A 14,973-nucleotide genomic window follows, 5' to 3' on the forward strand; every position below is an offset into this window, starting at 1 on the left:
GTTACTCACCCGTCCGCCGCTAACCATCAGGAGTGCAAGCACTCCATCAAGTCCGCTCGACTTGCATGTATTAGGCACGCCGCCAGCGTTCGTCCTGAGCCAGGATCAAACTCTCCAATAAAGTTGAAACTTTATTCGAAAGAGCAATTAGCTCAATCAGTTACTGACGAGAATTTTAATTCTCATTTAATACTCACTCGTTGTTCAGTTTTCAAAGATCAACTTTTTGCTATCAACCGATCTCTCGGCGACAACTCTTATACTATATCATGTCCGGCGTTATCTTGCAAGCATTATTTTTTTCTGCAATTTCTTAGCTGACTGTCATAATGCCTACGAATAACGACCGGATTTATAATATACCACCTTTTTCGGGATGGCGCAACCTATTTTAGGGCTTTTTATTCATGCAAATATATCCATACACCGTCACCCAAAAAAAAGGAGCCCGGCCATAGCCGAGCTCTTAGTCAAAACCAAAATCGATTAAACCTCTGACCGCATATGCGGGAACAGCAGCACGTCGCGGATGGAAGCCGAATCAGTGAGCAGCATAACAAGGCGGTCCACCCCGATACCAAGCCCGCCGGTTGGCGGCATTCCGTATTCCAATGCACGAATAAAGTCTTCGTCCATTTCATGAGCCTCGTCGTTCCCTTTTTCCCGTTCCAGCAATTGAGCCTCGAAGCGCTGGCGCTGGTCGATCGGATCGTTCAGCTCAGTGAACGCATTGGCATGCTCGCGCGCAACGATAAACAACTCAAAGCGGTCGGTAAAGCGCGGGTCCTGCTCATTTTTCTTGGCCAGCGGGGAAATTTCCACCGGATGTCCGTAAACAAACGTCGGCTGAATCAACGTCTCCTCAACGAATTGCTCAAAGAACGCATTCAGGATATGGCCAAACGTCATATGCGGCTCGACTGGAACTTTATGCTCCTTGGCCAGACGATGCGCTTCTTCGTTGCTCATTTGTACGCTGAAGTCGACACCGGTTACCTCTTTGACCGCATCGACCATCGAAACGCGGCGCCATTGCGGAGTCAAATTGACCTCTTGCCCCTGATAGTGAACCACTTGCGTTCCCAACACTTCCTGGGCGATATGGGCGATCATATTTTCCGTCAAAGCCATAATATCCTTATAATCGGCGTAAGCTTCATAAAGCTCGATCATCGTAAATTCCGGGTTGTGGCGCGTCGAAACCCCTTCATTCCGGTACACGCGGCCAATTTCGTACACCTTTTCCAAACCGCCGACAATAAGCCGCTTCAAATGAAGCTCAATGGCGATCCGCATGTAAAGCTGCATATCCAAAGCGTTATGATGCGTGATGAACGGCCGGGCCGCAGCTCCGCCGGCGATGCTGTGAAGGGTTGGTGTCTCCACCTCCAAATAGCCTAGCGAATCCAGGTAACGCCGCATCGATTGAATAATCCGCGAACGCTTAATGAACGTTTGCTGCACTTCCGGGTTTACGATCAGATCAACGTAACGCTGGCGGTAGCGGAGTTCGACGTCCTTCAAGCCGTGATATTTGTCCGGCAGCGGATAAAGCGATTTGGACAGTACCTCCAACTCTTTTACCTTGATCGTCGTCTCCCCGGTTTTGGTTTTAAATACTTCCCCGGTTACCCCGACGATATCGCCCAGATCGAGAATATTAAACGCCGCATATTTGTCTTCAGGCACGCTGTCCTGACGCACGTAAAGTTGAATTTTGCCGGACAGGTCCTGAATATGCGCAAAGCTGGCTTTCCCCATGACGCGTTTGGCCATAATCCGGCCGGCAACCGACACCTCTACGTTCTTTTCTTCCAGTTCTTCTTTGGAAAGCCCGTCATAGTCCCGGATAATGTCCCCGGCCATCGCGGTGCGTTCGTATTTTTTGCCAAAAGGATCGATTCCGAGTCCGCGCAGCTCGTCCAATTTATCGCGGCGAATCTGCAGCAGTTCGCTAACTTCTACGGTTTCCTGATTGTTGAGTTCCTCGCTCATGCCTATCGCTCCACTCCTTAAAAGAAACTTATATTTGATAGCGGCCAGAGGAAACAGTGAAAGAAGCTTCCGCGGGGGAAGCTTCTTTCGTCGCTAATTCCGGCTTTATTTCTTAATATCCACAATTTTGTATTGAATCACGCCCGCCGGAACGTTGACGTCGACGACTGCGCCTTTTTTCTTCCCGAGGATTGCTTTGCCCACAGGGCTTTCGTTGGAAATTTTGTTCTGCATCGGATCGGATTCCGCCGTCCCGACGATCGTATATTCCATCGTGTCGCCGAACTCCAAATCTTCCACCGTTACGATCGAACCGATGCTGACCGTATCCGTATCAATTTCATCATTATTGATGATCCGGGCGTTGCGCAGCATTTTTTCCAAAGTGATAATTCGCCCTTCAATAAAGGCCTGCTCGTTTTTGGCGTCTTCATATTCCGAGTTCTCACTGATATCCCCGTACCCGATCGCAACCTTGATCCGCTCCGCCACTTCGCGGCGTTTTACGGACTTCAGGTTCTCCAGTTCTTCTTCCAGTCTTTTAAGACCGTCTTGGGTAAGAATTACTTCTTTATCACTCATCTCAACCGATTCTCCTGTCATGGAAATAATTTTTGCACCTGGTGTAAGGCGCCCCTGCCTCTTCCGTTCTGGCAACATCCATGTGCATGCAAGCTTCACCCGAGTATATCTTATGCGATCTTATGGAATGGTCAGACCACCACAATTTACACATTGTGGCAGTTAACTCCTGAGGCGAATTTTATATTGTGAAATTATAGGTGAACGATCCCCAAATGTCAATGACACCAGCTTTTACAAATGTAAACGTTTTAAAAACGCCTATTCTATGTTCGCCCATAAAAAGCCCCTGAAAGCATAAACTTAAGCCGAAACCTCTTCGCGGGATGCGCCTTCGGACAATTCGGCGACAAAATTCTCAAGAATCCGGACCATTTCATCGCGCCGGGTTTCTTCCATGATAAGATCTTTGATGCTGGCCGAACCTTTGAGCCCTTTCAGATACCAGGCCAAATGCTTGCGCATTTCGCGAACGGCCACGTGCTCGCCTTTTAGCGCGGCCAAACGGTCCATATGGAGGATGGCGATCCGGATTTTTTCGTGCGCGTCCGGTTCCGGAAGCAGTGCTCCCGTTCTGAGATATTCTACCGTGCGGTACAACATCCAGGGATTCCCGAGCGCCCCGCGTCCAATCATAACCCCGTCACAGCCGGTTTCGTCCAGCATGCGTCTGGCATCCTCCGGCGTGACCACATCACCGTTACCGATGACAGGGATCGATACGGCTTCTTTGACCTGCCGGATGTAACTCCAGTCCGCCTTGCCGGTATACAGCTGCTCCCGCGTCCGGCCGTGCACACTGACGGCTTTGCCGCCCGCCGCCTCCACCGCTTTGGCATTGTCAACCACATAAATATGGTCGCTATCCCAGCCAATCCGCATCTTTACCGTGACCGGTTTGCTGACGGCAGCCACCACTGCGGACACCATCTCAAAGATTTTATTCGGTTCCAGCAGCCAACGTGCACCCGCATCGCATTTCGTCACTTTCGGCACTGGACACCCCATGTTGATATCAATGATATCGGCATTGGTGTCCTGGTCAACCACCTTAGCCGCCTCCACGAGGGATTCCCGATCACCGCCAAAAATCTGCAGGCTCAGCGGTTTTTCGCGCTCATCGACAAAAAGCATTTCCTGCGTGCGCTTGTTGCCATGTATGATCGCTTTATCGCTAACCATCTCCGCGCAGACAAGCCCGGTCCCAAATTCCTTGGCAATCAACCGGAAAGCCGGATTGCATACGCCCGCCATCGGGGCGAGCACGACCTGGTTTTTCATTTCAATATCGCCGATCTTCAGCAAGATGGTTCCCCCCTATACAAAATAATGTTGGTAAACTTCAAATGCTTGTTCAAAAAGGTCGGTTTTCAATTTATCCTTCCGCCAACAACTCAGCCAACTCGACGCCGAGAGCAGCGGAAATTTTGTTTAATAATGTCTCATCCGGCCGGCGGTTGCCCCGTTCTACAGCCCCAAGGACCGCGAGGGACACCCCGGTTTTCTCGGCAAGCTGCTGTTGCGTCAAGCCTTTCAGTTTTCGGAAAGCGCGGATGCGCAGTGCCAGGTGTAGGTTTTCCAAAACCGGACGCCTTCCTTTCCTTCTATGGAGTCCAAAGCCGTTTGCATGCGCTCATAAAGCCCGGAGGACTCCCCCTTCGGGACGATATCGGCAAGGGGAATCAGCACAAACGCCCTTTCCATCATGCGCGGATGCGGCAAAGTAAGCAGCGGCGTATTCATTTCCCTGCCTTCGACCCACAGCAGATCGAGATCCACTGTGCGCGGACCAAACCGGATTTTGCGCTCCCGTCCAAGCTGGAGCTCGATGTCCAGCATTTCCGACAGCAGCTGCTCAGGGTCCAGCGTCGTCTTCAGCGCCAGCGCCATGTTCAAAAAACAAGGCTGATCCAGATAGCCAACCGGATCGGTCTCGTACAGGTGCGAACAGCGCAGCACTTCGATCGCGGGATGCGCCTGCAGCCCGGCAATCGCCTGCGTCAAGGTCGCTTCGCGGTCGCCCAGATTAGCCCCTAAAGCAATATAAGCCTCTGAAAAGTCAGAGGGAGATGGTGTGTTCATAGCGGCTTCTCACTTTCTGGAACGGTACAACTCCACCGTCACGCCTTCAAAATGAATATCAAACGGAGGGTGCGGTTTCGTCACCTTTACCGTTAAGGCATCTACCATAGTATAAGTGTCCAAAACGGAGGATGCAATATGTTCAGCTAGCGCCTCGATCAATTTGAAGCTTTTTTGCTGGACAATTCCTTGCACGAGCTCATGGACCTCGGCATAATTTACCGTTTTCGCCAGATCATCGCCGGTTCCTGCCTCCCGCAAATCAAGCTCCAGCTCCAGATCAACGTAAAAACGCTGGCCCAGCTTGCGTTCTTCCGCGAACACCCCATGATATCCGTAATATTCCATGCCACGCAGCACTATTTTATCCATTCAGTATACTCCTTTTACTGGAAAATAAGTCAAGCATAAACGATCGCATCGCACATTAGTACGGTCCGTTTGATTTCTTTGACGTCGTGAACGCGGACGATTTGGCACCCTTGCGCGATGCCAAGCGCCACGGTGGCCGCGGTTCCGAGAACCACTTCGTCTACCGGCAAATCCAGGGCCGTGCGGATAAATCTTTTGCGGGAGGTGCCGAGCAGCATGGGATACCCCAACCGGACCAGTTCGTCCAGCGCCTGCATCACGCGCAAATTTTCCGTATAATCTTTGGCAAACCCGATCCCCGGATCGAGAATGATTTTGTCGTCGCTGATCCCCGCATTGCGGGCAAGTTGTACGCATTCACGCAAATCCGCGGCGACATCCTGCAGCAGATCGCGGTAATTCCGGTCGTGGCGATTGTGCATCAAAATGACGGGGCAAGCAAATTCCGCCGCCACCTGCGCCATTTCCCTGTCCGCCTTAAAGCCCCACACGTCATTGATGATATGGGCCCCTGCCTGCAGCGCTTCCCGCGCCACACTGGCTTTATATGTATCCACGGAAAGCGGCACCTGCGGCATTTCGCGATGCAGAGCTTCAACGACCGGAATGACCCGTTCAAGCTCCTCCTGCTCATCTACCGGTTCGTGCCCCGGACGGGTCGATTCCCCGCCGATGTCGATCAAATCCGCCCCGTCCTCCACCATTTGGCGGGCATGCTCCAGAGCCAGGTCCACGCGATTGTAACGGCCTCCGTCGGAAAAAGAATCCGGCGTTACGTTCAGGATCCCCATCACCAGCGTCCGTTCGCCCAGCGTAAGCTCCGCGCTTCCAAGCCGATAGCTCCGATGATACAACGTAGGCTTCATGTAAAATTCCTCGCTTTCTGTCGATACTTGTCCAACAGCCTTTGCGTGACCGGCCCGATTCGTCCGTTCCCGACCTTCACCGCGGGTGTTCCTGGGCCAATGAGCTCCGTCACCGGAACGATTTCCTGAATGGAGTTGGTCACAATAACCTCCTCCGCCTCAAGCAGCCTGTCCCACGTATAGTAGCCCTCTTCCCGTTCATGGCCGCATTCCGCAGCCAACTCCAGCACCACGGCGCGGGTAATTCCCGGCAGGATGCCCGTACCGATATCTGGTGTATATAATTTCCCATTTCGCACAAAAAATAAATTGCTGACGATCCCCTCCGCCAGCCAGCCTTCAGCCGTCAAAAGCAGCCCTTCTCCCGGGGCGGCGTTATGCGGCGCAAAAGCAGAAACTCCCGCCTCCCGTTCCAGGCGCGTAAGTTCACGTTTGGCCAAGATGTTGTTCATATAGTGCAGCGATTTAAAGCGGACCTCGCCTTCCGGCGTGTTCCGCCGCGTCTCGAGCCGCCAGAGCGGTTTGCCGGCGGAATACAGCGACGCCGGCGTTTCGGGGAGCGGCTTGACATAAATAATCGTCGCCGGCTCCCCGTAGTCTCCGGCCGGCAGCCCCAGCGGTCCTTCCCCGGCCGTAACCGTAATCCGGATGTACCCTTCGGTCAATCCGTTAAGCTCGAGCAGCTCGGCGATTTGCCCGCGAATGCGGTTTATGTCGGATTCTCCGGAGGCGCTGTCCAAGCGGATACCCAGCGCCTCGCATCCCGCCCGCAGCCGCTCCATATGCCGCTCCAGCAAAAAAGGCCGGCCGCCATACGTCCGAAGCGTCTCAAACAGGCCGATACCGTACATGAAGCCGTGATCCATTACGGATATCACGGCTTCGGCGGCTGGGGTGGGAACTCCATTAACCCCGATGTAGTTCATGCTTTCGCTTCCGCCTTCCGGCTTAGAAAATTGCGGAGCATTTGGTGGCCGTGCTCGGTAATGATCGATTCCGGGTGGAATTGAACCCCTTCGACGGCATATTCCTTGTGACGCAGTCCCATAATTTCGCCTTCCTCCGTCTCGGCCGTGATCTCCAGACAATCCGGGAGACTCGCACGTTCGACGATCAGCGAATGGTAACGGGTTGCGGTAAACGGCGACGGCAGCCCGGCAAACACCGACTCCCCGCGATGATAAATCGGGGACGTCTTGCCGTGCATCAGCCGCTCGGCGCGGATCACCTTCCCGCCGAAAGCCTGGCCGATCGCCTGATGGCCCAAGCAAACGCCGAAAATCGGAATTACGCCTTTGAAGCGTTCGATCAATTCGAGCGTTATTCCGGCTTCATTGGGCGTGCAAGGCCCCGGTGAAATCAATATATGATCCGGCTGCAAAGCCTCGATACCCGCAAGATCGATTTCGTCGTTGCGGCGGACAGTCACTTCCTCGCCAAGCTCGCCTAAATACTGTACTAGGTTATACGTAAAAGAATCATAGTTGTCGATAACCAAAATCATGTCTCGTCTCATCTCCTGTCCCCAGCTTTGCCCGGACGGTTCTCGCTTCTGCGAACCGCCAAAGCGACCGCCTTGGCTTTATTATGGCATTCCCTAAACTCGCGATACGGAACCGAATCGATTACGATGCCGGCTCCCGCCTGAATATAACCTACGCCGTCCTTCACGACCAGCGTACGTATAATAATATTTAATTCCATATTCCCGTTATAGTCAATCCATCCCATGGCTCCGGTGTAAGGACCGCGTGTGACCGGTTCAAGCTCTTCGATGATCTCCATCGTGCGCACCTTGGGAGCTCCAGTGATCGTCCCCCCGGGAAAGACGGCGGCAATCGCGTCATAAACCGTCTTGCCGGGCGCAAGCCGCGCCTCCACTTCGGATACCAGGTGCATCACATGCGAATAGCGTTCGATGGCGAACAGCTCGCTGGCCCGTACCGATCCGTAATCGGCGACGCGCCCCAAATCGTTGCGCAGCAGATCGACGAGCATGATATGCTCGGCCTGTTCTTTTTCATTTGTGAGCAGTTCTTCCTCCATTTTCCCGTCTTCTTCCGGCGTTCGCCCGCGCCGCCTCGTTCCGGCAATCGGCCGGGTACTCACCCTTCCCTGCTCGACCTTGACCAGCAGCTCCGGGGAAGCAGAAACTAGCTGAAAATCCGGGAACCGGAGCAGCCCCATGTAAGGAGAAGGGTTCAACCGCCGCAGCTGCTCATACACTCCCTCAGGCGTCCCTTGCATGGGGAAGGCATGCCGAAGGGACAAATTCACCTGAAACACGTCGCCCGCTGCGATGTAATCCTGTACCCGCGTTACGGCGGCCTCAAAAGCCTCCTGCGTCATGGACGCCCCGGCAGCCCCCAAATCGGCCTCGAGCGGGTCTGGGCAGGGTTGGCCGGTCCGTATCCCTTCACCGCCTGCTCGTCCCGCTGCCGCAGCCTCGGCACCAAGCTGGACAATCTCCGCCCAACGCCGCTCCATTTGCTCCGCTCGCTGTTCCGCCTCTTCGTACAGAACCGCCAGTTCGGCATCTCTGGCTCTCACGCCATCATCGTCTGTTTGAGCCGCACCCCGTTCTCTCGACAGATCTCCAATCCCCGGACACGCACGATGAACGATATAGTAAACGTCGCCCAGCTCCTGATCGATGACCCAAAGCTCCTCCACACGCATCCAGACGTAATCATCGAGGCTCAAGTCATCCTTGGCCAGCTGCGGCAGCCGCTCCAGCGAACGGAAGACATCGTAGGCAAGAAAGCCGACGGCCCCGCCGCAGAACTTGGGCAGCCCGGACAGCGCCGGAGACCGGTATGGAGCCATCCAGGCCTGCAGCAGCTCCAGCGGTTTGCCCTGAAGCTTAGTCTCGGCTGTTCCGGAGGCTATAGATCCAGATGCCGTAGACCTGGATGCCATTGATCCGAATGCCATATCAAGAACGACGGCCTCCACTCCTTTACCGCGAATAACCGAAACCGGCTCCAGTCCGAGAAACGTGTACCGTCCCCCTTTCCCGCTCTCCAGCACAAATGAATACGGATTGGCCCGCTTCCAGGCCTGCACCCAATCCTCCGGCAGCATCACCGCGCCCGCTTTGACTTTCCTGGCGTACGGCAGCAGCGTCCACGTTCCTTCCGCGGCCCAAGTCTGCCACTGCTCCCATGTCGTTATCGTCTCTATCATCAGCCGCCAATTCCTCCAGAACAAATTGCGTCTATTGGTAGCTAGTATACTAAAGAACCGTTGCAATTTTAAATATATTTCAAAAAAAATAATCCAGCGAAAAACATAAGGACAAAAAAGGTCGTTATTCCCGCGAGATCCCCCATTGAGCAAAAAATAAAGGAAATTGTTGTCGCTATTTTCTCGAATCGCTGGAAAACGCCCTCGATCTCCATCATTCACGGGAAAATAAGTACAAAAAGTTCCGCTAATGGGGTTAGACAACCTCATCTCCGGATAATAAGACCATAAAGTTCTGCTATTTTTGCAGGACGGGTGGTAGAGTGGGTTGAGACGACGGATAGTTGATCCAGTGCCGGCCGTAGCCGCCGATTTTTAGGATGAGTCTCTTTTTGCAAAAAAACACCCCGCCCCGTCCCTTCAAGGACGGCCGCGGGGCCTTGTAAGCTCCGAAACGGAGCTTTACGCTTCAAAGTTGTAAAGCGGCGTGCTGAGATAACGTTCGCCGTTGCTTGGAATGATGGCGACAACGCGTTTGCCTTTGCCCAGCTGTTTGGCCACTTTCAGCGCGGCAAATACCGCTGCGCCGGAAGAAATCCCCGACAGGATGCCTTCCTCCTTCGCCACAATGCGCGCTTGTTCGAACGCTTCCTCATTTTCGACATGAACGATTTCATCATAAATTTCCCGGTTCAAAATTTCCGGGACGAAGTTGGCGCCCAGCCCTTGGATTTTGTGAGGGCCCGGTTTGCCGCCCGACAAAATCGGGGATGCCGCCGGTTCAACCGCGTAAATTTTTACGTCTGGAAAGCGTTTCTTCAACACTTCGCCGGCGCCGCTGATCGTCCCGCCCGTACCGATTCCGGCTACGAACGCATCCAAACGGCCGTCCAGCGATTCGATCGCTTCGACGATTTCCGGACCGGTCGTTTCACGGTGGATTTTCACGTTCGCCTGGTTCCGGAATTGATCCGCCAGGAAGTAGTCCGGATTGGCCGCCAGCAGTTCCTCGGCTTTCTTCACCGCCCCGTTCATCCCTTCGGCTCCCGGCGTGAGCACCAGCTCGGCGCCATAAGCGCGCAGCAGATTGCGGCGTTCAAGGCTCATCGTTTCCGGCATCACGATAACGGCTTTATATCCTTTAGCGGCGGCTACCATCGCCAGTCCGATCCCGGTATTGCCGCTTGTCGCTTCAACAATCGTACCGCCAGGCTTCAGCTTTCCTGCCTTTTCCGCTTCCTCCACAATGCTTAACGCAATCCGGTCCTTAACGCTGGAGCCCGGGTTTTGGTATTCCAGCTTCACGTAGATTTCTGCGCTGTCTTCCGGAACAATCCGATTCAACCGGACCAGCGGCGTATCGCCGATCAGCTCCGTTACATTGTTTACGACCTTTGCCATATTCAATATCCTCCCTTTTGGATAAAAAGATAACCCTAATCATGTCGCGATGTGGCGCACCTGATGTCAATGATGTCCGATGTCATGCTGCGTGCTGCGCCTAATGAAAGCCGGTTCGAAACTATAGCATACGCCGATCCATCCGCTTTCATTTATTTCCGAGTAAATAAGTTGGTTTTATTACTATTATCTTAACAATCCCGACCTGTGTTGTCAAGAAAGTCACAAAAAATACTTTGCTTTCCCGGGCATTTTGACCCAGGTCCGCAAAGTATTCCATCGTATGATTAGAGGATATCGGTTATTTCTCCGTTTGAGCGATTAGTTGATCAAGATCCTGTGGAGTGAAATGATACACCTCATTGCAAAAATCGCACACGACCTCGGCATCCTTCCCCTCGTCCCGCAGCTCCATCAATTCATTTTTCCCCAAGCTGATCAGCGTACGCTCAACTCTTTCCCGGGAACAGCTGCAGGAGAACACAATATCCATCTCCTCCAGCACCTTGAAGTCGGGCACGAGCCGGCGCAGCAGCTCCTCCAGCTCCAGCCCTTCATCCAGCAGCTTCGTCACCGGCGGAAGCTGGCCCACGGCTTGCTCGATCGCATCGATTTCCCGGTCGGTCAAGCCCGGCAGCAGCTGAATGATAAAACCTCCCGCCACAATGACGGAATTGTCGACGTCGACCAGGACCCCCAGACCGACGGCGGAAGGCGTTTGCTCCGATACGGCAAAATAATATGTAAAGTCCTCGCCGAGCTCGCCGGAAATCAGCGGAACACTTCCTCTATACGGCTCTTTGAGCCCCAGGTCCTTCGTTACGTTGATAAAGCCGGTCGTACCGACCACGCCCCGTACATCAAGCTTGCCTTGGCTGTTGCTGGGCAAATGCACGTGCGGGTTTTTCACGTAGCCGCGCACTTCCCCCTTGGCGTTGGCATCGACCACGATCGGTCCGATCGGCCCGTCGCCCTTGACCTGAATGGTCAGCTTCTCCTCGCCTTTCAGCATGGCGCCCATCATCGCCCCCGCCGTCAGCGTTCGTCCGAAGGCCGCCGTCGCGGTCGGATACGTATCATGCCGGCGGCGCAGCTCCTCCACGAGCCGCGTCGTCCGCACGGCAAACGCGCGGACTTTGCCGTCCAAGGCGATGCCGCGGATTAACCGGTCTTGTTTCTCACTTATATCCATTTAACGAAAGCCCCCTTTCGACTAAGTATGCCCACCACAGGCTTATTGATTTCGCTCGTAAATAATCCGCAGCCCCTCCAGGGTCAGCCTCGGATTCACCTCTTCAATCGAGCGCGCCTCGCTTGCGATCAATTCGGCCAGCCCGCCGGTCGCAACAACCTTCGGTTTGACGCCCATCTCCGCCGCGATCCGCTCCACGATGCCGTCCACCTGGCCGGCGTATCCAAAAATGATCCCCGCCTGCATCGCGTTTACCGTGTTGCGGCCGATCACTTTTTTCGGCTTCTCCAGCTCGATCCGCGGCAGCTTGGAAGCCCGCTGATACAGCGCCTCGGTCGCAATGCCGATGCCCGGCACGATCGCGCCGCCCAGGTAATTGCCCTGGGCATCAATGCAGTCGAACGTCGTGGCCGTGCCGAAGTCGACGACGACAAGCGGCCCGCCGTACTGCTCGATCGCGGCCACCGCATTGACGATCCGGTCCGCGCCAACCTCGCGCGGATTTTCGTAGCGCAGGTTGAGGCCGGATTTGATCCCAGGCCCGACGACCAGCGGTTTGCGCCGCAAATATTTCTCGCACAGCGACTCCAGCACATGCATCAAAGGCGGCACCACCGAAGAAATAATCACCCCTTCGATGTCTTGCACCTGGATACGGGACATTTGAAACAGGTTGTAAATCAGCACCCCATACTCGTCCACCGTCGCCTGCCGGTTCGTGCCGATCCGGAAATGATGGAGCAGCTCCCGTCCCTTGTAAATCCCCAGTACGATATTCGTATTGCCTACGTCGACGACAAGGAACATTCGCTTACCCCTCCTTTTTACCGTTCAGGTCCAGACTGATGTCCAGGCTTTCAAAAGAATACGTCAGCCGCCCGACGGAAATGATGTCTACCCCGCTCTCGGCGATGCCGCGGATCGTCTCCAGCGACACGTTGCCCGAAGCTTCCGTCTTCACGTGCGGCGCCCGCGCTTTAATTCGTTTCACCGCTTCCTTCATCAGCTCCGGCGGCATATTGTCGAGCATGATGATATCCGCTCCGGCCTGCAGCGCTTCTTCCACCTGCTCCAGACTTTCCGTCTCCACCTCGATCGTCATCGTATGCGGAATGCCCGCGCGGGCGCGGCTGACCGCCTGGGCGATGCCGCCCGCCCCCTTGATGTGATTGTCCTTGATCATAACGGCGTCGTACAGTCCGAAACGGTGATTCGAACCGCCGCCGATACGGACGGCGTACTTTTCCAGCATCCGGTGGCCTGGCGTCGTTTTCCGCGTATCCACCAGCCGGGCCGGCAACCCTCCAAGCGCATCGACGAACGTTTTCGTCCGCGTCGCGATGCCCGACAAGCGCTGCAGCAAATTCAAAGCGAGCCGCTCCCCGGTCAAAATGCTGTGCGTGCTGCCCTCCACTGCGGCCAATATCGTTCCTTTTGCCACGAACTGGCCGTCTTGGACATGCGCCGTAAACGTAAGGCTCGGATCCACCACCTCGAACACGAGCTGAGCCACCGGCATCCCGGCGATCACGCCATCCTGTTTGGCATGGATGATCCCTTTGGATTCATGCCCGGACGGAATCGTCACCGCGGTCGTCACGTCCCCGGACCCGATGTCTTCTCTTAGCCAGCCACGGATCGCATCGATCAACCCTTCGTTATATCCGTTAAACATCATCGTTTGCTTCCTCCAACATTCCTTTTTCCCGCTGACACAAAAGATGCTTGCGCCATTCCCCGTCACTGCGCTCCGGAAAATCTTCGCGGTAATGGCCGCCCCGGCTCTCCTCGCGGGCCAGCCCCGAGCGCATTACGAGCAGTGCACAGGTCAGCATATTGGCGTATTCCCACTGTTCGCGCGTATCCAGCGCCTGGCTAAAAATCGCCTCAAGACGCTGCAGCTCCTCAAGCCCATGCGACAGTCCGGCCGCCGTCCGGCGTAATCCCGCACGGCGCACCATGACTTTTTGCAGCTCCAGGCGGCGCTCCGCGATCGAAGGCGCATCGGCAGCTTGGCGTTGCTCCCGATAGGCGATGCCTTCCCCGGTTTTGCCCAGCGGCGGCAGCTCCTGTATCCGCTGAATGATCCGCCGGCCAAACACGACCGCTTCGGAAAGCGAATTGCTGGCGAGCCGGTTCGCACCGTGAACCCCGGTCGACGACACCTCGCCGCAGGCAAACAGGCGGTATACGCTCGTTTCGCCGTGATGGCCGGTCCGCACGCCTCCCATCATATAATGCGCAGCCGGTGCAACCGGAATCCAGTCGGCCGTTAGATCAAGCCCATAGCCGATACAGGTTTCGTAAATCGTGGGAAACCGGCGTTTGACCGTTTCCGGATGTTCGTGCGTAATGTCCAGATAAACGAAATTAGCGCCAGCCCCTTCCATTTCGCTGACGATCGCCCGGGCCACGATATCGCGCGGGGCCAATTCCAGCAGCTCATGATATTTGCTCATAAACCGCTCGCCTTTGATATTCCGCAGCACCGCCCCTTCCCCCCGCACGGCCTCGGAGATTAGAAAACGGGGAGCTCCGGGGTAACAAAGGGACGTCGGATGGAACTGAATGAATTCCATATCGCGAATGACCGCTCCCGCGCGGTAAGCCATCGCAACGCCATCGCCTGTGGCGACCTCCGGGTTGGTGGTGTACCGGTAAAGCTGCCCCGCTCCGCCCGAACACAGGATGGTGGCGTTCCCCCGCAGGAAAATCCGTTCGCCATCAGGACGCTGCACCAGCGCGCCGAGACATTCGTTGTTTTCGGTAATCAAATCAATCACATAATGATTATCCCATATTTCGAGGTTCGGATGAACCGCTGTCTGTTCCGATAACGCCCGCGCAATCTCGTAGCCAGTAGCATCCCCGCCCGCGTGCAAAATCCGGCGGTGGCTGTGCGCCCCTTCTTTTGTCAACGCCAGTTCGCCGTTCTCGACATCAAACGCCGTGCCCAGCTCCATCAGCTCTTTAACGGCGTCCGGCCCTTCATGGACCAGAATGTTCACCGCTTCCGAGGAGCATAACCCCGCGCCGGCGAGCAGCGTATCCTCACGGTGGGAGGCCGGAGAATCGTCTTCGGAAATGACCGCCGCAATCCCGCCTTGCGCATATCTCGTGTTGCTTTCCAGCAGCGCTTTTTTGGTAATCATGATTACGCGCGATTTTTCACTAGCCTTGATGGCGGTGAACAGGCCGGCAATGCCCGAACCGATGACGATCACATCCGTATCGACCACCGGGAGCTTAGCCAACTCAAAATCAACCAAATATTGTGGTATCACAGTCGTCACCTGT

At 55.1% G+C, this 14,973-nt stretch carries 15 protein-coding genes and 1 rRNA gene; all 16 read right to left on the reverse strand.

What is annotated here, in order from left to right; translation table 11 throughout:
• Window positions 1-121 (reverse strand): 16S ribosomal RNA (locus tag ACLD72_RS29485); the annotation flags it as partial.
• 365 nt (window positions 122-486) lie between these two features.
• Window positions 487-1,995: a lysine--tRNA ligase gene (lysS, locus tag ACLD72_RS29490; protein WP_411002791.1), complete on the reverse strand. Its 1,509-nt coding sequence runs from the start codon at window positions 1,993-1,995 to the stop codon at window positions 487-489.
• A 105-nt stretch (window positions 1,996-2,100) separates the two neighbouring features.
• Window positions 2,101-2,577 carry a transcription elongation factor GreA gene (gene greA / locus ACLD72_RS29495; RefSeq protein WP_128630943.1) on the reverse strand — a complete coding sequence of 159 codons (477 nt, stop codon included), beginning with the start codon at window positions 2,575-2,577 and terminating at the stop codon, window positions 2,101-2,103.
• A 303-nt stretch (window positions 2,578-2,880) separates the two neighbouring features.
• Window positions 2,881-3,882, reverse strand: a complete 1,002-nt coding sequence (dusB, locus tag ACLD72_RS29500) for a tRNA dihydrouridine synthase DusB (protein ID WP_411002790.1) — start codon at window positions 3,880-3,882, stop codon at window positions 2,881-2,883.
• A gap of 70 nt (window positions 3,883-3,952) precedes the next feature.
• On the reverse strand, window positions 3,953-4,159 hold the full coding sequence (locus ACLD72_RS29505) for a helix-turn-helix domain-containing protein (protein WP_411002789.1): 207 nt from the start codon (window positions 4,157-4,159) through the stop codon (window positions 3,953-3,955).
• Window positions 4,111-4,659: a 2-amino-4-hydroxy-6-hydroxymethyldihydropteridine diphosphokinase gene (folK, locus tag ACLD72_RS29510; protein WP_411002788.1), complete on the reverse strand. Its 549-nt coding sequence runs from the start codon at window positions 4,657-4,659 to the stop codon at window positions 4,111-4,113. Before folK ends, ACLD72_RS29505 begins: the two co-directional genes overlap by 49 nt.
• Before the next feature lie 9 nt (window positions 4,660-4,668).
• Window positions 4,669-5,031 (reverse strand): dihydroneopterin aldolase, encoded by a 363-nt coding sequence (gene folB, locus ACLD72_RS29515; protein WP_251597041.1) that lies wholly within the window; start codon window positions 5,029-5,031, stop codon window positions 4,669-4,671.
• Window positions 5,032-5,060: 29 nt separating this feature from the next.
• Window positions 5,061-5,897, reverse strand: a complete 837-nt coding sequence (gene folP, locus ACLD72_RS29520; protein WP_411002787.1) for a dihydropteroate synthase — start codon at window positions 5,895-5,897, stop codon at window positions 5,061-5,063.
• Complete coding sequence (locus tag ACLD72_RS29525) at window positions 5,894-6,823, reverse strand: aminotransferase class IV (protein WP_411002786.1); 930 nt, start codon at window positions 6,821-6,823, stop codon at window positions 5,894-5,896. Before ACLD72_RS29525 ends, folP begins: the two co-directional genes overlap by 4 nt.
• Window positions 6,820-7,401, reverse strand: a complete 582-nt coding sequence (pabA, locus tag ACLD72_RS29530; RefSeq protein ID WP_251597047.1) for an aminodeoxychorismate/anthranilate synthase component II — start codon at window positions 7,399-7,401, stop codon at window positions 6,820-6,822. Before pabA ends, ACLD72_RS29525 begins: the two co-directional genes overlap by 4 nt.
• Before the next feature lie 8 nt (window positions 7,402-7,409).
• Window positions 7,410-9,083 carry an anthranilate synthase component I family protein gene (locus tag ACLD72_RS29535; RefSeq protein WP_411002785.1) on the reverse strand — a complete coding sequence of 558 codons (1,674 nt, stop codon included), beginning with the start codon at window positions 9,081-9,083 and terminating at the stop codon, window positions 7,410-7,412.
• Between the two features lie 462 nt (window positions 9,084-9,545).
• Window positions 9,546-10,484: a cysteine synthase A gene (cysK, locus tag ACLD72_RS29540; protein WP_411002784.1), complete on the reverse strand. Its 939-nt coding sequence runs from the start codon at window positions 10,482-10,484 to the stop codon at window positions 9,546-9,548.
• A gap of 301 nt (window positions 10,485-10,785) precedes the next feature.
• A complete protein-coding gene (gene hslO / locus ACLD72_RS29545) occupies window positions 10,786-11,670 on the reverse strand; it encodes an Hsp33 family molecular chaperone HslO (RefSeq protein ID WP_411002796.1) in 885 nt (294 codons plus the stop codon).
• A 48-nt stretch (window positions 11,671-11,718) separates the two neighbouring features.
• Entirely contained in the window at window positions 11,719-12,483 is a 765-nt protein-coding gene (locus ACLD72_RS29550) for a type III pantothenate kinase (protein ID WP_411002783.1), read from the reverse strand.
• Between the two features lie 4 nt (window positions 12,484-12,487).
• Entirely contained in the window at window positions 12,488-13,354 is an 867-nt protein-coding gene (gene nadC / locus ACLD72_RS29555; protein WP_411002795.1) for a carboxylating nicotinate-nucleotide diphosphorylase, read from the reverse strand.
• Complete coding sequence (nadB, locus tag ACLD72_RS29560; protein ID WP_411002782.1) at window positions 13,344-14,960, reverse strand: L-aspartate oxidase; 1,617 nt, start codon at window positions 14,958-14,960, stop codon at window positions 13,344-13,346. The genes nadC and nadB overlap by 11 nt, the downstream gene beginning before the upstream one ends.
• Window positions 14,961-14,973 lie beyond the last annotated feature (13 nt).

It is taken from the genome of Paenibacillus lacisediminis, assembly GCF_046567315.2.

Excerpts from the sequence above, each read along its gene's own strand:
- nadC (WP_411002795.1), bottom strand. The coding sequence starts at position 13,354 with ATGATGTTTAACGGATATAACGAAGGGTTGATCGATGCGATCCGTGGC.
- ACLD72_RS29525 (WP_411002786.1), bottom strand. The coding sequence starts at position 6,823 with ATGAACTACATCGGGGTTAATGGAGTTCCCACCCCAGCCGCCGAAGCC.
- ACLD72_RS29550 (WP_411002783.1), bottom strand. The coding sequence starts at position 12,483 with ATGTTCCTTGTCGTCGACGTAGGCAATACGAATATCGTACTGGGGATT.
- ACLD72_RS29535 (WP_411002785.1), bottom strand. The coding sequence starts at position 9,083 with ATGATAGAGACGATAACGACATGGGAGCAGTGGCAGACTTGGGCCGCG.
- lysS (WP_411002791.1), bottom strand. The coding sequence starts at position 1,995 with ATGAGCGAGGAACTCAACAATCAGGAAACCGTAGAAGTTAGCGAACTG.
- pabA (WP_251597047.1), bottom strand. The coding sequence starts at position 7,401 with ATGATTTTGGTTATCGACAACTATGATTCTTTTACGTATAACCTAGTA.
- folP (WP_411002787.1), bottom strand. The coding sequence starts at position 5,897 with ATGAAGCCTACGTTGTATCATCGGAGCTATCGGCTTGGAAGCGCGGAG.
- folK (WP_411002788.1), bottom strand. The coding sequence starts at position 4,659 with ATGAACACACCATCTCCCTCTGACTTTTCAGAGGCTTATATTGCTTTA.
- greA (WP_128630943.1), bottom strand. The coding sequence starts at position 2,577 with ATGAGTGATAAAGAAGTAATTCTTACCCAAGACGGTCTTAAAAGACTG.
- folB (WP_251597041.1), bottom strand. The coding sequence starts at position 5,031 with ATGGATAAAATAGTGCTGCGTGGCATGGAATATTACGGATATCATGGG.
- cysK (WP_411002784.1), bottom strand. The coding sequence starts at position 10,484 with ATGGCAAAGGTCGTAAACAATGTAACGGAGCTGATCGGCGATACGCCG.